The organism is Sphingomonas sp. G-3-2-10, from assembly GCF_012927115.1.
Lineage (GTDB): Bacteria > Pseudomonadota > Alphaproteobacteria > Sphingomonadales > Sphingomonadaceae > Sphingomonas.
Window position 1 is genome coordinate 1,920,016 of record NZ_JABBFY010000001.1, and the last position, 18,510, is coordinate 1,938,525.

At 66.6% G+C, this 18,510-nt stretch carries 22 protein-coding genes; 14 read left to right on the top strand and 8 right to left on the bottom strand.

Going from position 1 to position 18,510, the window contains the following annotated elements; translation table 11 throughout:
- The first annotated feature begins 23 nt into the window (after positions 1-23).
- Positions 24-1,322: a M20/M25/M40 family metallo-hydrolase gene (locus HHL13_RS09450; protein ID WP_169555426.1), complete on the top strand. Its 1,299-nt coding sequence runs from the start codon at positions 24-26 to the stop codon at positions 1,320-1,322.
- A 137-nt stretch (positions 1,323-1,459) separates the two neighbouring features.
- On the opposite strand, the gene pelA is transcribed toward HHL13_RS09450, so the two are convergent.
- Entirely contained in the window at positions 1,460-2,590 is a 1,131-nt protein-coding gene (gene pelA, locus HHL13_RS09455; protein WP_169555427.1) for a pectate lyase, read from the bottom strand.
- An 82-nt stretch (positions 2,591-2,672) separates the two neighbouring features.
- On the opposite strand from pelA, the gene HHL13_RS09460 reads away from it, so the two are divergent.
- Both HHL13_RS09460 and HHL13_RS09465 read left to right on the top strand, forming a co-directional pair.
- A complete protein-coding gene (locus tag HHL13_RS09460) occupies positions 2,673-4,097 on the top strand; it encodes an aldehyde dehydrogenase family protein (RefSeq protein WP_169555428.1) in 1,425 nt (474 codons plus the stop codon).
- Positions 4,098-4,143: 46 nt separating this feature from the next.
- Positions 4,144-4,590, top strand: a complete 447-nt coding sequence (locus HHL13_RS09465; RefSeq protein ID WP_169555429.1) for a hemerythrin domain-containing protein — start codon at positions 4,144-4,146, stop codon at positions 4,588-4,590.
- Positions 4,591-4,593: 3 nt separating this feature from the next.
- Here the strand turns inward: HHL13_RS09465 and HHL13_RS09470 are convergent, their stop codons facing one another.
- From HHL13_RS09470 to HHL13_RS09480, 3 genes are all read right to left on the bottom strand, one after another.
- Positions 4,594-5,568, bottom strand: coding sequence for a quinone oxidoreductase (locus HHL13_RS09470; protein WP_169555430.1), 975 nt, complete (start codon positions 5,566-5,568; stop codon positions 4,594-4,596).
- A 26-nt stretch (positions 5,569-5,594) separates the two neighbouring features.
- Positions 5,595-7,322 (bottom strand): SLC13 family permease, encoded by a 1,728-nt coding sequence (locus HHL13_RS09475; RefSeq protein ID WP_240953669.1) that lies wholly within the window; start codon positions 7,320-7,322, stop codon positions 5,595-5,597.
- A 208-nt stretch (positions 7,323-7,530) separates the two neighbouring features.
- On the bottom strand, positions 7,531-7,746 hold the full coding sequence (locus HHL13_RS09480; protein WP_169555432.1) for a hypothetical protein: 216 nt from the start codon (positions 7,744-7,746) through the stop codon (positions 7,531-7,533).
- 188 nt (positions 7,747-7,934) lie between these two features.
- Here HHL13_RS09480 and HHL13_RS09485 point away from each other — a divergent pair, with 188 nt between their 5' ends.
- Positions 7,935-8,114: a hypothetical protein gene (locus HHL13_RS09485; protein ID WP_169553743.1), complete on the top strand. Its 180-nt coding sequence runs from the start codon at positions 7,935-7,937 to the stop codon at positions 8,112-8,114.
- A gap of 83 nt (positions 8,115-8,197) precedes the next feature.
- Positions 8,198-8,464 (top strand): hypothetical protein, encoded by a 267-nt coding sequence (locus HHL13_RS09490; RefSeq protein ID WP_240953670.1) that lies wholly within the window; start codon positions 8,198-8,200, stop codon positions 8,462-8,464.
- A 73-nt stretch (positions 8,465-8,537) separates the two neighbouring features.
- Here HHL13_RS09490 and HHL13_RS09495 read toward each other — a convergent pair whose 3' ends face one another.
- Positions 8,538-9,161, bottom strand: a complete 624-nt coding sequence (locus HHL13_RS09495) for a S24 family peptidase (protein WP_169555433.1) — start codon at positions 9,159-9,161, stop codon at positions 8,538-8,540.
- A gap of 92 nt (positions 9,162-9,253) precedes the next feature.
- Between HHL13_RS09495 and HHL13_RS09500 the strand changes: the two genes are divergently transcribed.
- Both HHL13_RS09500 and HHL13_RS09505 read left to right on the top strand, forming a co-directional pair.
- Positions 9,254-9,436: a hypothetical protein gene (locus HHL13_RS09500; protein WP_169555434.1), complete on the top strand. Its 183-nt coding sequence runs from the start codon at positions 9,254-9,256 to the stop codon at positions 9,434-9,436.
- Positions 9,433-9,747, top strand: a complete 315-nt coding sequence (locus HHL13_RS09505) for a hypothetical protein (protein WP_169555435.1) — start codon at positions 9,433-9,435, stop codon at positions 9,745-9,747. Before HHL13_RS09500 ends, HHL13_RS09505 begins: the two co-directional genes overlap by 4 nt.
- An 18-nt stretch (positions 9,748-9,765) precedes the next feature.
- Here the strand turns inward: HHL13_RS09505 and HHL13_RS09510 are convergent, their stop codons facing one another.
- Together HHL13_RS09510 and HHL13_RS09515 are read right to left on the bottom strand one after the other, a co-directional pair.
- The gene (locus HHL13_RS09510; RefSeq protein ID WP_169555436.1) at positions 9,766-10,752 is read right to left on the bottom strand and encodes a hypothetical protein; all 987 of its coding nucleotides are present in this window, start codon (positions 10,750-10,752) and stop codon (positions 9,766-9,768) included.
- Entirely contained in the window at positions 10,749-11,987 is a 1,239-nt protein-coding gene (locus HHL13_RS09515) for a TIGR04063 family PEP-CTERM/XrtA system glycosyltransferase (RefSeq protein ID WP_169555437.1), read from the bottom strand. Before HHL13_RS09515 ends, HHL13_RS09510 begins: the two co-directional genes overlap by 4 nt.
- Before the next feature lie 85 nt (positions 11,988-12,072).
- On the opposite strand from HHL13_RS09515, the gene HHL13_RS09520 reads away from it, so the two are divergent.
- Genes HHL13_RS09520 through HHL13_RS09545 form a run of 6 tightly spaced genes read left to right on the top strand, consistent with a single transcriptional unit; the run spans position 12,073 to position 17,315 of the window.
- Positions 12,073-12,222 carry a hypothetical protein gene (locus tag HHL13_RS09520; RefSeq protein ID WP_169555438.1) on the top strand — a complete coding sequence of 50 codons (150 nt, stop codon included), beginning with the start codon at positions 12,073-12,075 and terminating at the stop codon, positions 12,220-12,222.
- Complete coding sequence (locus HHL13_RS09525; RefSeq protein ID WP_169555439.1) at positions 12,215-13,576, top strand: putative O-glycosylation ligase, exosortase A system-associated; 1,362 nt, start codon at positions 12,215-12,217, stop codon at positions 13,574-13,576. The genes HHL13_RS09520 and HHL13_RS09525 overlap by 8 nt, the downstream gene beginning before the upstream one ends.
- Positions 13,525-14,655, top strand: coding sequence for an acyltransferase (locus HHL13_RS09530; RefSeq protein ID WP_240953671.1), 1,131 nt, complete (start codon positions 13,525-13,527; stop codon positions 14,653-14,655). Before HHL13_RS09525 ends, HHL13_RS09530 begins: the two co-directional genes overlap by 52 nt.
- 10 nt (positions 14,656-14,665) lie before the next feature.
- On the top strand, positions 14,666-15,679 hold the full coding sequence (locus tag HHL13_RS09535; protein WP_169555440.1) for a DNA topoisomerase IB: 1,014 nt from the start codon (positions 14,666-14,668) through the stop codon (positions 15,677-15,679).
- Positions 15,680-15,687: 8 nt separating this feature from the next.
- Entirely contained in the window at positions 15,688-16,848 is a 1,161-nt protein-coding gene (locus HHL13_RS09540) for a mechanosensitive ion channel family protein (RefSeq protein WP_169555441.1), read from the top strand.
- Positions 16,845-17,315: a DUF4440 domain-containing protein gene (locus HHL13_RS09545; protein WP_169555442.1), complete on the top strand. Its 471-nt coding sequence runs from the start codon at positions 16,845-16,847 to the stop codon at positions 17,313-17,315. The genes HHL13_RS09540 and HHL13_RS09545 overlap by 4 nt, the downstream gene beginning before the upstream one ends.
- A 3-nt stretch (positions 17,316-17,318) precedes the next feature.
- Here the strand turns inward: HHL13_RS09545 and HHL13_RS09550 are convergent, their stop codons facing one another.
- Positions 17,319-17,798 carry a hypothetical protein gene (locus HHL13_RS09550; protein WP_169555443.1) on the bottom strand — a complete coding sequence of 160 codons (480 nt, stop codon included), beginning with the start codon at positions 17,796-17,798 and terminating at the stop codon, positions 17,319-17,321.
- A gap of 101 nt (positions 17,799-17,899) precedes the next feature.
- On the opposite strand from HHL13_RS09550, the gene HHL13_RS09555 reads away from it, so the two are divergent.
- The gene (locus tag HHL13_RS09555; RefSeq protein ID WP_169555444.1) at positions 17,900-18,505 is read left to right on the top strand and encodes a helix-turn-helix domain-containing protein; all 606 of its coding nucleotides are present in this window, start codon (positions 17,900-17,902) and stop codon (positions 18,503-18,505) included.
- The last annotated feature ends 5 nt before the right edge of the window (positions 18,506-18,510 follow it).

An 18,510-nucleotide genomic window follows, 5' to 3' on the forward strand; every position in this document is an offset into this window, starting at 1 on the left:
CCCCCACGCCCTAGCCTGCGCCCATGAAGCACCTCCTCCTGAGCGCCCTCGCGATGCTGATCGCCGTCCCCGCCTCCGCCCAGCTTTCGAAGACCGAGAGCAAGATCGTCGCCACGATCGACGCCGAGTCCGAACGCACGCTCGGCGTGCTGGAGAAGATGACCGTCATCAACAGCGGCACGCTGAACGCACCCGGCGTTCGCGCGGTGCACGATCTGCTCGTCCCCGAATTCGAAGCGCTGGGCTTCACCGTGCGCTGGTCCGACATGACCGCCACGGGCCGTTCGGGCCATCTGGTCGCAACGCACAAGGGCAATGGCCGCGGCAAGCGGATGCTGCTGATCGGCCATCTCGACACCGTGTTCGAACCCAGTTCGCCGTTCCAGAGCTGGAAGCGCGAAGGCGATCGCGCGATCGGCCCGGGCGTAGTCGACGACAAGGGCGGCATCGCGGTGATCCTCGCCGCGCTGCGCGGAATGCAGGCCGCCGGCACGCTGAAGAATGCCGACATCGTCGTCGTGCTGACCGGCGACGAGGAGCGGATCGGCGCCCCGGTCGAGGTGGCGCGCAAGGACCTGATCGACGCGGGCGAATGGGCCGATGTCGCGCTCGAGTTCGAAAGCCTTGCGCGCGAAGGCGGTCAGGATTTCGGCACCGTCGCCCGGCGCAGCTCGTCCAACTGGATGCTGACGGTGAAGGGCAGGACCGGCCACAGCAGCACCGTGTTCGGCAAGGAACTGGGCTATGGCGCGATCTACGAAATGTCGCGCATCCTCGATACGTGGCGCCGCGAAGTGGTCGAGCCCAACCTGACCTACAATGTCAGCGTCATCGGCGGCGGCACTCCCGCCAGCATCGATGCCGCGCTGCTGACGGTGACCGGTTCGGGCAAGACCAACATCGTCCCCGAAACCGCGATCGCTCGCGGCGACCTGCGCAGCCTGACGCCCGACCAGGACGCCCGCGCCCGCGCGAAGATGCTCGAGATCGCGGGGCAGAACCTGCCCGGCACCAGCGCCGTGTTCGTCGTCGACGCCGGCTACCCGCCGATGGCCCCGACCGAAGGCAACCGCGCGCTGCTCGCGCGCCTCAACGGCGTGAACAAGAGCCTCGGCCTGCCCGAAATGCCCGAATACGACCCCGCCAAGCGCGGTGCGGCGGACTCCAGCTTCGTCGCCGCGCTGGCCGACACGATCGCCGGCATGGGGCCGTGGGGCGGCAACAGCCATGCCGAAGGCGAATGGCTCGACATCCCCAGCATCTCGCTTCAGGCCAAGCGCGCCGCGATCCTGATGTCGCGACTGGCGGCGGAGAAGCGCTAGTCCCGAAGCGCGCCCAAATCCAACCCGTCACCCCGGACTTGTTCCGGGGTCCACCGGGCGGCTGAGCGAGTAGCACGAGGCTCGCAGGTCAGCGCGTGCGGCACAGTAGCCCCCGGCACAAGGCCGGGGTGACGACACTATTTGCGCCCCACCCTGACCTTCCACGCCGGATATTCCCGCTCCAGCAACGCGCGCGGCCAGTCCCCATACCAGCTATAGCCGCTGCGCCGCTCGGGATGGATCTGATCGTACCGCGCCACGCGGACGCCGTCGCGGTTGGCCAGCACCACGCTGTTGTCGCCAAGGTCGTAAAAGCGCGCCCAGATCCCCGGCCCGCCCGGATCGGCTACCAGCCGCCGGTCGAAGGTCGCAGTGTGATAGGGGTATTTCACCGGCTCCGGCAGCGGCACCGTCTCCAGCCGCACATCCGCGATCCGCGAGCGCCTGAGCCACGCCACCCCGCCCTCGATCGCCGCCACCACTTCGGGCGACGGATACTCGATCTCCATCAGGTAGCGCAGCATCTCAACCGTCTCCTGCGAGACGATCGACGGGAGTTCGAACGCGCGCGCCTTCGCGGGCAGCAGCGTCACCGGATCATATTGCCCAGCCCATCCGGTCGGTACGCCGCCCTGCCGGATCTGCAACCGCAACACGCACGCATCGCCCCGCGCCAGTGCCTGGGCGGCGCGCGAACGCCGCGCCCCATCCACCGCCCGGTATGCGCCCTTGCCCGCTGCGATCCGCCGCAACAGCCGCAAATTGCCCGACGTCACTTCGTCGGCGATGGTGATCTTGTCGTGATAGCTCTGGGTCGGCGGCACGCTGTGCGGCCAGCCGCCGCAACTCGCGACCTGCTGCGACAGGATGAAGTCCAGTCCCTTCAGCGCCGCATCGCGATACTTCGCATCGCCCAGCACGGCGTGCGCGCCGAGCAGATAGGCGACCTGCGAATAGACGTTGCGATTGTCGAAGCTGGCCGATGCCTTGGCGCGTTCCGCCGAGGTCGCCGCGCGTTCCTCCGCGTTCAGGATCCGCGTCGGATCGCGGTTCTCGATCCAGCCGCCATTTTCGCGCTGGTACAGAAACACATTGTCCGCGATTTCGCGCAACTGGTCCGGCCGGTACGCCGCATAGTCCGATCCGTGCACGTTGCGCCAATGGTGGATCGCGTCGCTAAACGGCTCAAGTGAAGGCGTTTCCGCCATATGGGGCGTCATGCAACTGCTCGCCGCAAGCCCCGCCAAAACGATCGCAATCCGCTTCATTCGATCACCTCAGCCGGTTGCAACCCGCAACGCAAGTCGCCATCTAACCCCGCATACCGGAAGTTCGAATCGGAGAGACCTGATGGCCAATAATCTCAAGCAATATATCGATGGCGCATGGGTCGAGAGCGAAGGCGGCACCCGCCACGCGGTGATCAATCCCGCCACCGAGGAAGCCACCACCGAGATCACGCTGGGTTCCGCCGCCGATGTCGACAAGGCCGTCGCTGCCGCCCGCCGCGCGTTCGAGAGTTTCTCGCGCACCAGCGTCGAGGAACGCGCCGCACTGATCGAACGCGTGCTCGAAGAATATAAGAAGCGCGCCGGCGACATGGCCGAAGCGATCAGCCTCGAAATGGGCGCGCCGATGAGCCTGGCCAAGACCGCGCAGGTCGGTTCGGGCATCGGCCATCTCGCTTCGGCCGCCAGGGCGCTGAAGGAATTCCAGTTCGAGGAAGTCATCGGCAATTCGTCGGTCGTCCATGAACCGATCGGCGTCGTCGCGATGATCACGCCGTGGAACTGGCCGCTCAACCAGATCGTGTCGAAGGTCGCGCCCGCGCTCGCCGCCGGCTGCACCATGATCCTCAAGCCCAGCGAGGAAGCGCCGACCAACGCGATGATCTTCGCCGAAGTGCTCGACGCGGCCGGCGTGCCCGCGGGCGTGTTCAACCTCGTCAACGGCGACGGCCCCGGCGTCGGCACCGCGCTCAGCACGCACAAGGGCGTCGACATGATCAGCTTCACCGGCTCGACCCGCGCCGGCATCCTCGTCGCGAAGAACGCCGCCGAGACGGTCAAGCGCGTCCATCAGGAACTCGGCGGCAAGTCGCCCAGCCTCGTCCTCGAAGGGGCCGACATGACCCGCGCCGTCCCCGGCACGCTGATGAGCGTGCTGATGAATTCGGGGCAAAGCTGCATCTCGCCCACCCGCCTGCTCGTCCCCCGCGACCGCCAGGACGAAGCGATCGCCGTCGCCACCGAAGTGATGAAGGCCACCCAGACCGGCGATCCCTCGCAGGACGGCCGCCATATCGGCCCGCTGGTCAACAAGACCCAGTGGGAAAAGGTGCAGGGCCTGATCGCCAAGGGCATGGAGGAAGGCGCGAAGCTCGAGACCGGCGGCCCGGGCCGCCCCGATGGCGTCGAGACCGGCTATTTCGTGAAGCCCACGCTCTTTTCGAACGTCACCAACGAGATGACCATCGCCCGTGAGGAGATCTTCGGGCCGGTGCTGACCATCATCCCGTACGACAGCGAGGAAGACGCCGTCCGTATCGCCAACGACACCGATTACGGCCTGTCGGCGGTCGTGTTCGGATCGCCCGAGGCGGTCCGTCGCGTCGCCCCGCGGCTCCGCGCCGGCATGGTCTATGTCAATGGTGGCCAGCCCAATCCCGACCTGCCCTTCGGCGGCTACAAACAGTCGGGCAATGGCCGCGAGCATGGCAAGTTCGGCCTGGCCGAGTTCATGGAGGTCAAGGCGCTCGTAGGGGTAAATGCGTAACCCCGCGCTTGCGATCGGCTAACCGCAACTGCGCTACCGGAGTCTCATGAACGAGGCTCCGGTAAGCTACGAGAAACTGATCGCCGAACATGGCGTGATCGACGCTGCGCTCGCGCGGCTTGCTGTGCTGGTGAAGGACGACGAGCCCGATCTGCCCGGCGTGATCCTCGCGCTGAGCGATCTTTCGAGCGAGCTCTCCGCCCATCTCGCGCATGAGGATGGATTTCTCTATTCGCGGATGCTCACCAACGGCACGCCCGAGGGGCAGGCCGCCGCGCAAACCTTCATCGCCGAATTCGCCGAGCTGCGCCACGATTGGGGGCTCTATCTCGGCGAGTGGAACCGCGAATGCATCGCCGGCAACTGGGCGCAGTTCCGCCAGGAAACCGATGCGATGATCGCCCGCTTCGCCGGCCGCGTCGCGGTGGAGAACAATCTGCTCTACACGATGGCCCTGCGCATCGGCGTGATCACGCTGCGCCACACGGGTTGAGCCTCAGGGCAGCAACACCGTCGCTCCGGTCGTCTCGCCCGCTTCCAGCGCGCGATGCACCTCCGCCGCCTGCTCCAGCCGGTAACGCTGCCCGATCCCGGGCCGGATCGCGCCCTTCGCCAGCATCGCGAACAGCCGCGCCACGCCCGCCTCGCGCTCCTGCACCGTCACATAATAATCGTACAGCTTGGGCCGGGTGACGAACAGCGAGCCGTGCTGGTTGAGCGTGGCCAGCTTCACGCCCTCCACCGGTCCGCCGGCATTGCCATAGCTCACGATCAGCCCGCGCCGCGAAGCCGAGGCGAGCGAGGCTTCCCAGGTCGATCCGCCCACCCCGTCGAACACCACCGGCACGCCTTCGCCGCCGGTGATCTCGCGCACCCGTGCGGCGATGTCCTCGCTCCGGTGAAGGATCACATGGTTCGCGCCCGCCGCTCGCGCCGCTTCGGCCTTGGCTTCGCTGCCCACCGTCCCGATGACGGTCGCACCCAGTTCCTTCAGCCAGCCGACCAGCAACTGCCCCACCCCGCCCGCCGCGGCATGGACCAGCACGGTCCAGCCCGGCTGCACCTTCGCGCAACGCTCGGCGAGGAACTCGGCGGTGCAGCCCTTCAGCAGCACTGCCGCCGCGGTCTCGTCGTCCACCTCGTCGGGCAGCTTGAACAGCGACGCCGCCGCCACGTTCCGTTCGCTCGCATAGGCCCCCAGCGCGGGACCATAGGTCGCCACCCGGTCGCCCACCGCCAGCGTATCGACGCCCTCGCCCAGCGCTTCGACCACGCCCGCGCATTCGCTGCCCAGCCCGTTGGGCATCGCGACCGGATACAGGCCCGAGCGGAAATAGGTGTCGATGAAGTTCACGCCGATCGCGGTCACCCGGATCCGCACTTCGCCCGTGCCGGGCGGCGGCAGATCGATATCGACGATCTCGATCACTTCGGGACCACCGGTCCGCTCGATACGGGCAACACGCGCCATGCGACTTCTCCTCGGGAAGCCCTGCCCTAGACCGGCCACACCCACAGGATCAACGGCGTCCCGACAAGGATGACGAGCAACGACAGCGGCGCCCCCAGCCGCGCATAGTCGCCGAAGCGATACCCGCCCGGCCCCAGCACCAGCGTGTTGCACTGGTGGCCGATCGGCGTGAGGAAATCGCATCCCGCACCCACCGCCGTGGCCATCAGGAACGCTTCGGGCCGATAGCCAAGATCGGTGGCGAAGGTCGCAGCGATCGGCGCCATCACCAGCACGGTCGCGGCATTGTTGAGGAACGGCGTCACCGCCATCGCCGCGACGAGGATCAGCGCCACCGCGCCCCAAGGCGGCAGCACCGCCGCAAATCCGCCCAGCCATTCGCCGATCAGGTCGGTCGTCCCCGTCGTGCGCAGGCTGTCGCTCACCGGGATCAGCGCGCCGAGCATCACCAGGATCGGCCATTCGACATGCTCATAGGCTTCGCGCAGCGGCAGCGCACCGCTCAGCACCGTCAGCGCCGCCGCCGCGAAGAACGCCACCGCCACCGGCACATAGCCGCTCGCCGTCGCCGCCATCGCCACGGCCAGGATCGCGATCGGCAGCAATCCCTTGCGCACGCTTCCCAGCCGCAACGTGCGCTGCGCCAGCGGCAGGCAGCCCAGACCGCTCAGTTGCTCGAAGATCAGCGCCATCGGCCCCTGCAGCACGATCACGTCGCCCGAATGCAGTTCGATATTGCCCACGCGCCGGGCCAGCCGCGCCCCGTGACGGGAAACCGCGATCAGGTTCACGCCGAATTGTTCGTGCAGCCCGATCTGGATCGCCGTCCGCCCGATCAGCGGACTTTCGTTGCCGATCACCGCTTCGATCACGCCCACTTCACCGCCGGCCCCTTCGGGCATTTCGCGATGCAGCCCTTCCAGCGCCAGTCCGTCGCTCGCGATCACCCGTTCCAGCGCATCCGGCGCACCGGCCATGATCAGCACGTCACCGTCGCGCAGCGGCGTCTGGGGATGCGGCATGCTGCGGATGCCCGCGCGCAGGATCGCGGTGATCGCGACATCCTGCTCGTGACGCGTCTCGAACGCTTCGATCGTCTCGCCTTCGGCCGCCGATCCCGCCGTCACTTCGGCTTCGGTAACATAGTCCTGGATGTCCAGCGCTTCGCCCAGCGTTGCCGTCGCGCGCCGGTCGCGCGGCAACAGCCGGTAGCCGAAGCGCAGGAACACCAGCCCCATCACCGTCAGCGTCAGCCCCACCGGCGCATAGTCGAACATGCCGAAGGGCTGGCCCGTCATCTCCTCGCGCACGCGGCTGACGATGATGTTGGGCGAGGTGCCGATCAGCGTGATCAGCCCGCCCAGCAGCGACGCGAACGCCATCGGCATCAGGAACACGGCCGGTCCCGCATTCGACTTGCGCGCCATCTGCAGCGCCACCGGCATCATCATCGCCAGCGCGCCGATATTCTTGACGAGCGCGGACGCGAAGGCGACGCTCGACGTCAGCAGCAGCAGTTGCGAGCGGATCCGCTTGCCCCTGCCCTGCACTACCTGCATCGCCCGGTCGATCACCCCCGATCGCTGCACCGCGCCGGACAGCACCAGCGCTGAGGCCACGATGATCACGATATCGTCCGAAAATCCGCTGAATGCTTCCTTGGGCTTGACCACGCCCAGCGCCAGCGCGGCCAGCAGCGCGATCACCGCGACCAGATCGTAGCGCAGCCGTCCCCAGATGAAGAGCAGCATCATGCCGCACAAAACCGAAACCGAAAGTATCTGGGAAAGCGTCATTCGGCCTCGATCATCCTGTCGAGGCGCTCAACTATCGGCAGCCGTTTCGGGTCCGTGACCGATGAATTCCCGCCCGAGCGGGAATCCCGCCTCTCCTTCCTGGGGGGACGAGAAGAAGCGGGACCCCCCGCTCGCGCGGAGACGTTAAGCCCGGAAACGGGTCAGATCAGTGGACGGTTCCGACAGCCTCGTCGGCCGTCATCAGCATCACCAGCCGCTCGATCTGCCGCCAGCGGCAATAGTGGATGGTGTTCCCCAGGCCGCGGCTGCGGTCGGCGCGCGAGGCTGCTTCGTATCCGGCTTCCTCGCCGAACATGAGGATCAGTTCGGCCGCGTCCGCGACCTGACCGGCATCGGCGAGATAGGGGGGTAGCTCGTCCATGAAATCTCCAGCGGCGCGGGGGCGCCTGTCATACGCGCGATATACTCAATCCGCGTGCCAGCCTGGCGCTTTCCAGCTTTTGCGCGCCACACGAGGGTGAAAAGCCGTAAACCATGCTGCCGGGGCCGTCCCGGCCGCCCCGTCACGGGACAGTAGCGTCTCTCTGCGGGACATGGCAGAGGGGCGCCATGACCCATCCGAACGCTTCCGAACCCAAGACGCCGATGGCCGGCGGTTTCCTCCTCGCCGCCGGCATGATCCTCGGCGTGATCGGCGGCGCGATCGCCAATCAGGTGACGATCGGCTTTCTGGTCGGCTTCGGCGCCGGCCTGATCGCCGCGGTCGGCATCTGGCTGAAGGACCGCTGATATTCGTGGGCTCCTGCGAAGGCAGAAGCCTAGCGTTACAAAGCGATCGTTGCGCATAGTTAGGGCAGCGCTACAAATCCGCCATGCTGTGGAATATCATAGATAATCGCACGCGTCCGTATCGCTGGCGAGAGGTCAACGCCATCGTTGAGGCGGTGGAGCACGACAATAGCTGCCGTGACGCCGATCAGGCTCCGGAAAGTGACCCTTCGCTCACCATCGACTATGACGCCCTTGAAGCGGTTTCTGTTCAGGAGGCGGTAGCTTGGGCAAATGCGCAGCGTTGTCCGGTTACCCTCTATCTATATGATCTTGGTGGCGGTTTTCACGGACAGCGAGCATCTCAATAAGTTAGAAAACCGCTTCCCCGATGACGGAATTGATACGAGGAACTGACTGCTCGCGATCGGATCGGGCAACACCCTAAAGCAACGCCCGCCCCAGCCACACGACCCGCCCGATCACGTCCACCGCCCCGGCCTCGACCGTCACGGTCGCATAGGCCTCGTTATCGCTGGCCACCTCGATCTCGCGCCCGATCCAGCGCAGCCTTTTGACCGCCACCGCCCCGTCGAGCCGCAGCACGAACAATTCGCCGCGCACGCCCGGACTTCGCCGGTCGCGGTCGACCAGAATCTCGTCGCCATCGCGCAGGGTCCGCTCCATCGAGTCGCCCGCCACCCGCACCATCGATGCCGCTTCGGGCCGCACACCCAGCCGCCGCAACATCGAAGGATCGAACAGCGTGCTCGCCAGCGCACGCTCGGCGTCCACCAGCCCGCCCGGCCCTGCCGACGCACCCACATCCAGTCGCGAGACTTCGGCAACGCCGCGCGCGACCGTCACGCCGAACGCCTCAGGCTTCATGCCCAGAAACCGCGCGATCTTCGCCCGGTCGCGCTCGGCCAGTTCACCCGGCAGGCCGCGCTTCAGATATTGCTGAACATAGGCAGCGTTGCGCCCGATCAGGCGCGACAGCTGCGCACAACTTTTCCCCGAAGTTGTGATTGCCGCCGCAAGGGCCGCGCGCTGCGCATCCGCATCCATATTCGATCCATAGTCATAGGATGAATCCTAGACAAGTTGGATTTTGAGAACAAAACAGGACCATAACATCGCGAATCGAGAGGAGCGAGTCGGTGGCGATCCTGCGGAAAATACAGAAATTCCTGAAGCATAGCGGCATGCCGCAGACCAAGTTCGGCCGCCTGTCGGTTAACGATCCGCGGCTCGTGGGCGATCTTCGCAATGGCCGGGAACCCGGCCCGCGCATGGTCCGGCGGATCGAAACCTTCCTCGCCGATCAGGAAGCCTCGCAATGAGCCGCGGTCCCGACGCCCTCACCTTGCTCACCCGCGCGCTGCTGGCCGGGGCCAGAGCCTCGCACTGCCCGCTCGCGCTGGCCGCATCGGATTCGCGCCGCTGGTCCAGCGCCACCTTCGCCGGGATGCAGCACCGGCTCACTTTGTCGGGCACGTCCTCGGCCGCGCTCGACGCGATGCTTGCCGCTTTGCCCGAAACCGAATTCGCGCTGCGCGGCCATCTGGTCGCCGATCTGGTGGTGGAACGCGTCCGCCGCGAAGGCGATGCGGTGACGATCGAACTCGAAGTCCTGACCGTCGAAGAACGCTAGGGCCGTACGATCGGGCGCTCAGGCCCTGCGTGCGAGGTTGCGCAGGGTCACCAGCGCATCTTCCAGCCCGCGATCCTGATCGCGGCCATGAACGGCAGGCGACGCGACCGTCTCCATGCCCGTCGCGATCCCCTTCTTCACCACACCCTTTTCCAGCCGCTCCAGCAGGGCATGGATCGTCGCGTCGGTGCGCGGCGTGGCGATGGCTTCGTCCTGCGCGCGGGGCTCCGGGCGCGGGGCGGGGCGCAGGCTCGGCGGCGGCGCAGGGCGCGGGCGGATCGGCGGGGTCAGCTCGAAAATCTCGAACCGCTCGGTTTCGTCGAACACCGCGGGACGCTTGCGGCGCAGCGGCAGCGGCGCGACCGAGGGGGGCATCGGGAAATCGAGGATGGCGTCCGGATCGAACGCCGCCATCGGCTGCTCCAGGTCGAGCGGCAGGTCCTGCTCGGCGGGAGCCCCATGAACCTCGGCGTGAACTTCGGCGGCTGCAATCGGCTGATCGAGAAGCATCGGCTCGGAATCCTCCACCACCGACTCGGGTGCCGGTGCCGCGAACAAGGGCTCTGCCGTGACACGTTTCGGTACGTCGGAGTCAAGGTTCGCCTGTTTGGGTTTCGCGGTGATCTCGAGGAACGGCACGCCCAGATCGCGAGTCGCCAGCAACGGCGCGCGCGCCGGCGCATCGGGGTGCGCGTCCGCGCGGCGCAGCACCGGAGTCGGCACCGCTTCTTCGCTCACCGGCGCTTCGCGGCCGAACGACAGCGTCCGGCTGCCGAACATCAGGAAGCACGCAAACCAGCCGAACAGCGCGACCACACCGCCCACGCCAAGCGAGAGTCCCGCCCGCGCGGTCAGCCCCAGCGGCGGCTCGGCGGCGGCCAGGACGGCGGGCAATCCGCTGTCCATCACCAGCCCCTCGACCAGCGGCGCGGGCGCGATCGCCAGGGCCGCGGCAGCCGCCACGCCCATCACGATACCACCCAGCGTCGCTACGCCCAGATTCATGCCTTCACCGCACCCTTGGTCCACGAGTCCTTCACGGGCGCGATATTGGCGAGTTTTTGGTAAACAGACTCATAACGCCCGACATTCAGCGACCAGTTTCGCTCGGCCTCGACGAACGCCCTGCCCCGCGCCCGCCGCGCTTCCCAATGATCGCGATCGGCGAACAATCCGGCCACCGCCCGCGCCAGCGCCCGGGGGTCGTCGGGGCGGAACAGCGTGCCGGTATCCCCGTCGCGGATCAGCTCGCGATGCCCGCCCACGTCGGACGCCGCGACCAGCCGCATCTGCGCCATCGCTTCCAGCGGCTTGAGCGGGGTGACCAGATCGGTCAGCCGCATCCGCTTGCGCGGGTAAACAAGTACGTCGACCACGCTGTAATACCGTTCGACTTCATGGTGCGGCACCCGGCCGATGAAATGGATCCGGTCCGCCACCGGCGACGCCCCGGCCTGCGCCCGCAGCGCCGCTTCGCACGGGCCCCCGCCGACCAGCACGAGGTGCATGTTCGGCCGCCACGCCACCAGCTGCGGCATCGCGTCGATCAGGACGTCGAGGCCCTCATAATCGTAAAAACTGCCGATAAAGCCGATCGTCTCGGCCCCCTCGATCCCCAGCGTCTTCGCCAGCCCGCTATCGTAAGGCAGCGGCTCGCCGAACAGAGTCAGGTCGACGCCGTTGGGCGAGACGAAGATCTTCGCCGGATCGATCCCGCGCCGGATCAGGTCGCAGCGCAGCCCTTCGCAGATCACCGCGACGGCATCGGCCTTCTTCACCGCCCGCGTCTCCAGCGCGCGGGTGGCGCGATACTTCATCGAACCCTCGCGCCCGTCGCCATTGCCCACCGCGGCGTCTTCCCAGAAAGCGCGGATCTCATAGACGAAGGGCAGCTTCAGCCGGTTCGCGGCGCGCTGCCCCGCCATCGCGTTGAGCACCGGCGAATGGGCGTGGAGCACATCGGGCTGGAACTCGCGCGCCACCTTGCGGATGCGCCGGGCGAAACGGTTCACCTCGCGCCACTCGCCCAAAGGCGCTGGCGCCGGCGGCACGACAGGCGTGCGGTAGAAGCGCAGTCCTTCGACTTCCTCCAGCGGCTCCGCGAAATCGCCATGCCGCGGCCCGGTCACCGCCGCCACGTCCCAGCCGCGCGCGATCTGCGCTTTCAGGATCGCTCGCGTGCGGAAGGTGTAGCCGCTGTGCAGCGGCAGGCTGTGGTCGAGAAGGTGGAGGACGCGCATGGCGTTTCCCTGCCACGACCCTCCTTAACGGCACGTCAACCGCCCGCGCGTATGCCCCTCATGCACAGGAGCGCGTGACAAGCCGATGATCGACAATTTCTCGCTAGCGGTCAGCCACGGGCTGATGATGCTCGCCGCGATCCTGTTGCTGCGCCGTCCCGACCTCGATTCGGAGGAAATGCCGGAGGACAAGGCCCGGTCGAGCAAGCGCCGATGGGGCCGCCCCGGTGCATGATATTCCGTTCCTCGTCTTTCTGGCGGCGCTGTTCGGGTTCGGCTTCTACCGGCCGTTCCTGTTCGTGCTTGCCTATGCCTATATCGACATCGTCTCGCCCCAGCGGTTGACCTACGTCCTGCTCAATTCGGTCCCCGTCTCGCTGATGGCGGTGGCATTCGCGGTGGGCGGCTGGCTCGTCGCGGACGACAAGAAGGATCTGCGCGTCGCCCCCCGCCAGATCCTCATTCTCGTCCTGCTCGCCTATTGCTTCTACACCACGAAGAACGCCGATTTCCCGCTCGAAGCGCTCGATAAATGGGACTGGGTGTGGAAGGCGCTGGCCTTCGCCTTCTTCCTCCCCTTCACCCTGCGCACCCGCCTGCGGATCGAAGCGCTGATGCTGTTCATGTGCCTGTCCGCCGCGTCGATCATCATCGTCGGCGGGATCAAGACGCTTGGCTCGGGCGGCGGCTATGGCGAACTGAACCTGATGATCACCAACAATTCGGGGCTCTACGAAGGCTCGACCATCTCGACGGTGGCGATCTGCATCATCCCGCTGATCCTGTGGTTCACCAGGCACGGCACGCTGTTCGCGCCGGACTGGAAAGTGAAGCTCTTCTGCTACTCGCTGGTCTTCGCCTGCCTGCTGATCCCGGTCGGCACCTCGACTCGCACTGGCCTGCTCTGCATCGGCCTGCTCGCGCTGCTGATGTTCCGCGATGCCAAGCGCAAGATGGTCTATGTCGGCGCGGCAGTGACGCTCGCGGTGGTCGCCGTCCCCTTCCTGCCGCAGGCCTTCATGGAGCGGATGGGCACGATCAAGACCTACCAGGGCGACAGCTCCGCCTCGACCCGCGTCGCCGTGTGGCAGTGGACGATGGACTATGTGAAGACCCACCCGATGGGCGGCGGCTTCGAAGCGTATCGCCAGAACAGGATCCGCTACGAAAAGGTCAATGTCGAGAAGAGCGGCGGCCAGGCAACCGTCGAGCGCAACATCGAAACCGATTCCGCCCGCGCCTATCACAGCGCCTATTTCGAGATGCTCGGCGAACAGGGCTATCCCGGCCTCGCCATCTGGCTGCTGATCAACATGGGCGGAATCTTCCGCATGGAGGTGCTCCGCCGGCGCTATCGCAAGGCCGAACCCGACGAAGCCTGGATCGCCCCGCTGGCCGGCGCGCTCCAGTCCGCCAATATCATCTACCTGCTCGGCGCGGTGTTCATCGCCATCGCCTTCCAGCCCTTCGTCTATATGCTGATCGGCGCGCAGATCGGCCTCGACGTCTATTGCGCGAAGAAGCGCGCCGCCGCGTCATGGCGTCCGCTGCGCAAGGCCCGCCCGACACCCGTGGCGGCCACGGCATGAACGAACTGCGCGCGCTCACTTCGGTTCGCGGCATCGCGGCGTGGCTGGTGGTCCTCTACCATATCCGCCTCTCGATCGACGGCTTGCCCGCCCCCGCGCTGGCCTTCTTCGCCAAAGGCTATCTGGCGGTCGACTTCTTCTTCCTGCTCTCGGGCTTCGTCATCTGGCTGAGCTATGCCGACCGCATCCGCGACGGTGGCCTCGCCGCGATTCCCGAATTCCTCAAGCGCCGCATCGCGCGTATCTGGCCGCTGCACATCTTCGTGCTGGCGGGGGGCGTCGCGCTCGCGCTGCTGCTCGCCGCCACCGGGCGCGAGGCGGCGCATTTCCCCTTCGCCGAACTGCCGCTGCATGTCGTGCTACTTCAGAATTGGGGCTTCACCGATACGCTGAGCTGGAACGATCCCGCCTGGTCGATCTCGTGCGAGCTGGGTGCGTATCTGGTCTTCCCCTTCCTCGCCTTCGCGGTCGACTGGCGGCGCGTGCCGACGCTGGCGATCCTCGCCGCCATCGCCGCGCTGCTGGTGCTGATCCACGCGCTGTTCGCCGCGCACAACGCCACGACGCTCGGTCAGTTGATCCCGCAACTCGGCCTGCTGCGCTGCGTATTGGAGTTCGCCGCCGGCACCGCGATCTGCGCGCTGTGGCTGCGCTGGCGCGACCAGTGGGTCGAGCCCGCCGCCATTTCCGTCACCCTCGCCGCAATCCTGTTTGCCGCATGGATCGCCGGACTGCTGCCCGAAACCCTAGCCGTCCCCGCAGCCTTCGCCGCAGCCCTTCTCGCGCTGGCGCTGACCGCAGGGCGCAAGGGCAACCCGCTCGAAGCCGGGCCGCTCCATTATCTCGGCGAGATCAGCTACGCGACCTATCTCGGCCATTACCTCCTGTGGTTCGCGTTCAAGCTGGTCTTCGTCAGCGACGCCCACGCCGTCGGCTGGCCACTGATCGCGCTGTACCTCGCGCTGGTCCTCGCCACGTCGATCGCCCTCTATCACGGCGTCGAGCGCCCCGCGCAGCGCTGGATCAACGCGATCAAACTTCCCCGCCCCTCCGGAACCTCGGCCACCACCGCGCATTGAGCGGGGACGCATGACGTCCCCATCCATCCTCTATGTCGACGACCAGCAGCCGGGGATCACCCGCAAGAAGGTCCGTCATGGCTGGGGCTATTGGGACGAAGCCGGCAAGCGCATCACCGATCGCGACGAGATCGACCGGCTCAACGCCATCGGCATGCCGCCCGCGTACAACAATGTCTGGTTCTGTCCCGATCCGCGCGGCCATATCCAGGCGACCGGCTATGACGACCGGGGCCGCAAGCAATATCGCTACCACATTGGCTTCCGCGAAGCGCAGGAAGCGGCGAAGTACGACCGGTGCGGCAGCTTCGGCGAGCATCTCCCCAAGCTCCGCGCCAAGGTCGAGGCCGATCTGAAGCTGCGCGGGCTGTGCAAGGAAAAGGCCGTCGCGGCGGTCGTCCGCCTGCTCGACCTCGGCAGCATCCGTGTCGGCAACGAGGAATATGCGGCGACCAACAAGAGCTTCGGCGCGACCACGCTGCGCAAGCGCCACGCCAAGGTGAAGGGCCAGACGCTCCGCCTCCAGTTCAGGGCCAAGTCGGGCAAGCTGCGCATCCTGACCATCACCGACGGCTCGCTCAGCCGCTTCGTCAAGAAGTGCCAGGACCTCCCCGGCCAGCATTTGTTCCGCTGGTGCGACGCAGCCGGCGAATGCCATCCGGTCACCTCGACCGACGTCAATTGCTACATCCGCGAAGCGATGGACGAGGACTTCACCGCCAAGCATTTCCGCACCTGGGGCGCCAGCGTGATCGCGTTCGAGGCGCTGGCCCATGCCGACGCCTATCTCGGCCTCAAGGCGATGCTCGAGCCCGTCACCGAAGCCTTGGGCAACACCCCCACGATCGCCCGCAAATCCTATGTCCACCCCGCGCTGGTCGCGCTGGCGAAGGACCGCGACGCGCAACAATCGTTTCGCGAGCGTCTTCATCTCCCGCGCGCCACGCGCTACCTCAGCCGCGCCGAACGCGGCCTCATCGCTTTCCTCGAAAGCGACGCGCCGGCCACCGCGAAGGCAGCCTGAGACCCTTGATGACCAATAATGCCAATTCCCCACTCCTTTCGGGCGACGAACTGCACCAGCAGGCCCGGACCTTCTTTCAGGACGCGACGATCTGGGTTCAGACGCATTGGCTGAACATCCTCATCGCCACCGCCGTGGCGGTCACCGTCTTCTTCGCGCTGCACATGGTCCGCCGCTGGGGCATGAAGCTGTGCGAGCGCGGTCAGGGCGTGCAGAACTGGTATTCGATCATCGGCCGCGCGCTGGCCAAGACCGGCCATTTCTTCATCCTGATGCTGTCGATCAAGCTGGTCACCAGCTACGCCAATCCGCCCGTGATGGTGGCGACGACGATCACCTTCCTCTTCACCATCTCGGCGGTCTTCCAGGCCGCGATCTGGGTGCGCGAGCTGATCTTCGGCGCGATCGAGCACAAGACCAGCGCCGAGAATTATCACGGCAGCGGGCTGACCAGTGCGCTCGGCATCATCCGCATCCTGATCACCGTGGTGCTGTTCGCGATCGCGCTGATCGTCGTGCTCAGCAATCTGGGCGTCAACGTCACCGGTCTGGTCGCCGGTCTTGGTGTCGGCGGCATCGCCATCGGTCTGGCGGCGCAGGGCATCTTCGCCAACCTCTTCGCAGCGCTGACGATCCTGTTCGATCGCCCCTTCCGCGTCGGCGACAAGATCCGCTTCGACCGCAGCAGCGGTACGGTGGTCGCGATCGGCCTGATGTCGACGCGAATCCGCTCGTTCGTCGGCGAGGAACTGATCATCGCCAACAAGCAGCTGCTCGACAAGCTGATCGAAAACCTCTCGCTGCGCCACCATACCCGCATCAAGCTCCCCATCGGCGTCGCTTACGAGACGCCGATCGAAAAGCTCGAGGCGCTGCCGGCGATGATGAAGGAGATCGTCGAGGCCGCGGGCGGCACCCTGTCGCGCGCCAGCACCGAAGCGTTCGGCGCCAGCTCGATCGATTTCATGATCGAATATGACGTGCCCGGCGACGACATGCCCCACGCCCAGATCGTCCGCGACAAGATCATGTTCGGCATCGTCCGCCGCTTCGCCGCCGAAGGGATCACCATCCCCTATCCGACCCAGACGGCCTACACCGCCGCACCGGACGGCACGCTGATCCCGCCCTATCCGCTCGACCCCGCGCCCGAGGCCGCAAGGCCATGACCCGGATCGCCGACACGATCCGCGACTTCTACCACGCCTATCACGAGCGTGACCGCGCGGCGGCGTCGGCGTTGATGGACGAAGGCTTCACCTTCACCAGCCCCTATGACGACGCGATCGGCAAGGCCGAATGGTTCGCGCGCTGCTGGGATCCCGGCGATCATCACGCCGCGTTCGAGGAAGATCAGCTGGCGGAGACCGGCGAAGGCGGCGCCTTCCTCACCTATATCCTCACCCTCGATACCGGCCTGTCCTTCCGCAACACCGAATATCTGGTCGTACGCGAGGGGCGGATCCTGAGCGTGAACGTCTATTTCGGCGCCAGCTACAGGGACGGCGCATTCGTCGCGCAATCCCCGCCGCCGGCGCCGGAAAGCGCGGACGCGGCGCCCGATCCCGCGCCAGCCCCGCCTGTCAGGGGCAAAGGCTGGCGGCGAGTGCTGCCGTCCCCTCGCATCAAGGGCTGAGCGTCAGGCCGCGACGCCCATCGCGCTCAGGAATCCCTGCCACCCGGCGACCGTCATCGTTCCGCGATATTCGGCCTGCATCTCGGGCGTCAGCACCTCGATCATCCGCGTGCCTTCGATCCACAGCTCCAGCACGCCGAACGCGCCGCCGCGCTTGCGATACTTGACCGGCCAGCCCTCGCGCTTCGCGACCGCCAGCACCGCTTCGACGGTGAACGGCGTCGCCATCGCGAAATGGGTCGAGGAACGCGGGTTGCGCGCGCCGATCACGCCATAGCTGTCGGCATCGCCTTCGGCTTCCATCAGTTCCGTGCCGCGCGGATAGACTTCGACGGCGGTGTTCCGCTCGTCGCCCGCGAACGCGATCCAGCTCGCTTCGCCCATCACCGGCGGAAACGGCGTGGCGATCCCGCCCCACAGCTCGGCGATCACTTCGGCTACGCGGCGCGGATCGCCCGCATCGATCGAAACATGAAACAGCATCTTCTACTCCCTGAGTCTCGGCACTTTTTGTGCCACCACATGACGGCACAAAAAGTGCCACGCCAATTTGACACAAAATGTGCCATCGCTAGATACACGTCATGGCCATCCGCAAATTCCTGCTCGAAGACCCCGCCAAACCCGAAGGCCCGGACAATGAAGCGAGCCGGAAACGCATCGAGGACGCGCTGCTCGAGCTGATGGCCGAAGGCGAACGCCTCAACCACGATCTCGTCGCGAAACGCGCCGGCCTCTCGCGCCGGACGGTCTACCGCTATCACCCGGATCGCGACGCGCTGCTCCGGGCGCTCTGGTCCCGGCTCAGTCCCGGCGCGGCGGGCGACAAGCTGCCCCGCTCGCTCACCACGATGCTCGATCGCCAGCCAGCCTTGTTCGACGGGTTCGACAAGAATGCGACGGCGATGACCGTGACGATGGCCAGCGCCGAGGGCCGCAAGATGCGCAACGCGATCACCGCCGAACGCACCGCCGCCTATCGCGAAGCGCTGGCCGAAGAGACCGCGCATTTGCCCGAGCCGTCACGCACCCATGCCATCGCCGCGATCCAGCTGCTCAACAGCGGCCTGGCGTGGCGCGAGATGCGCGACCAATGGAGCATGGACGGCCAGTCGATCGCCGCCACCTGCCGCTGGGCGATCGAGACGTTGCTGAAGGATCTGGAGCAGGGCGGCGGCCCGCCCGCCTGACCGCC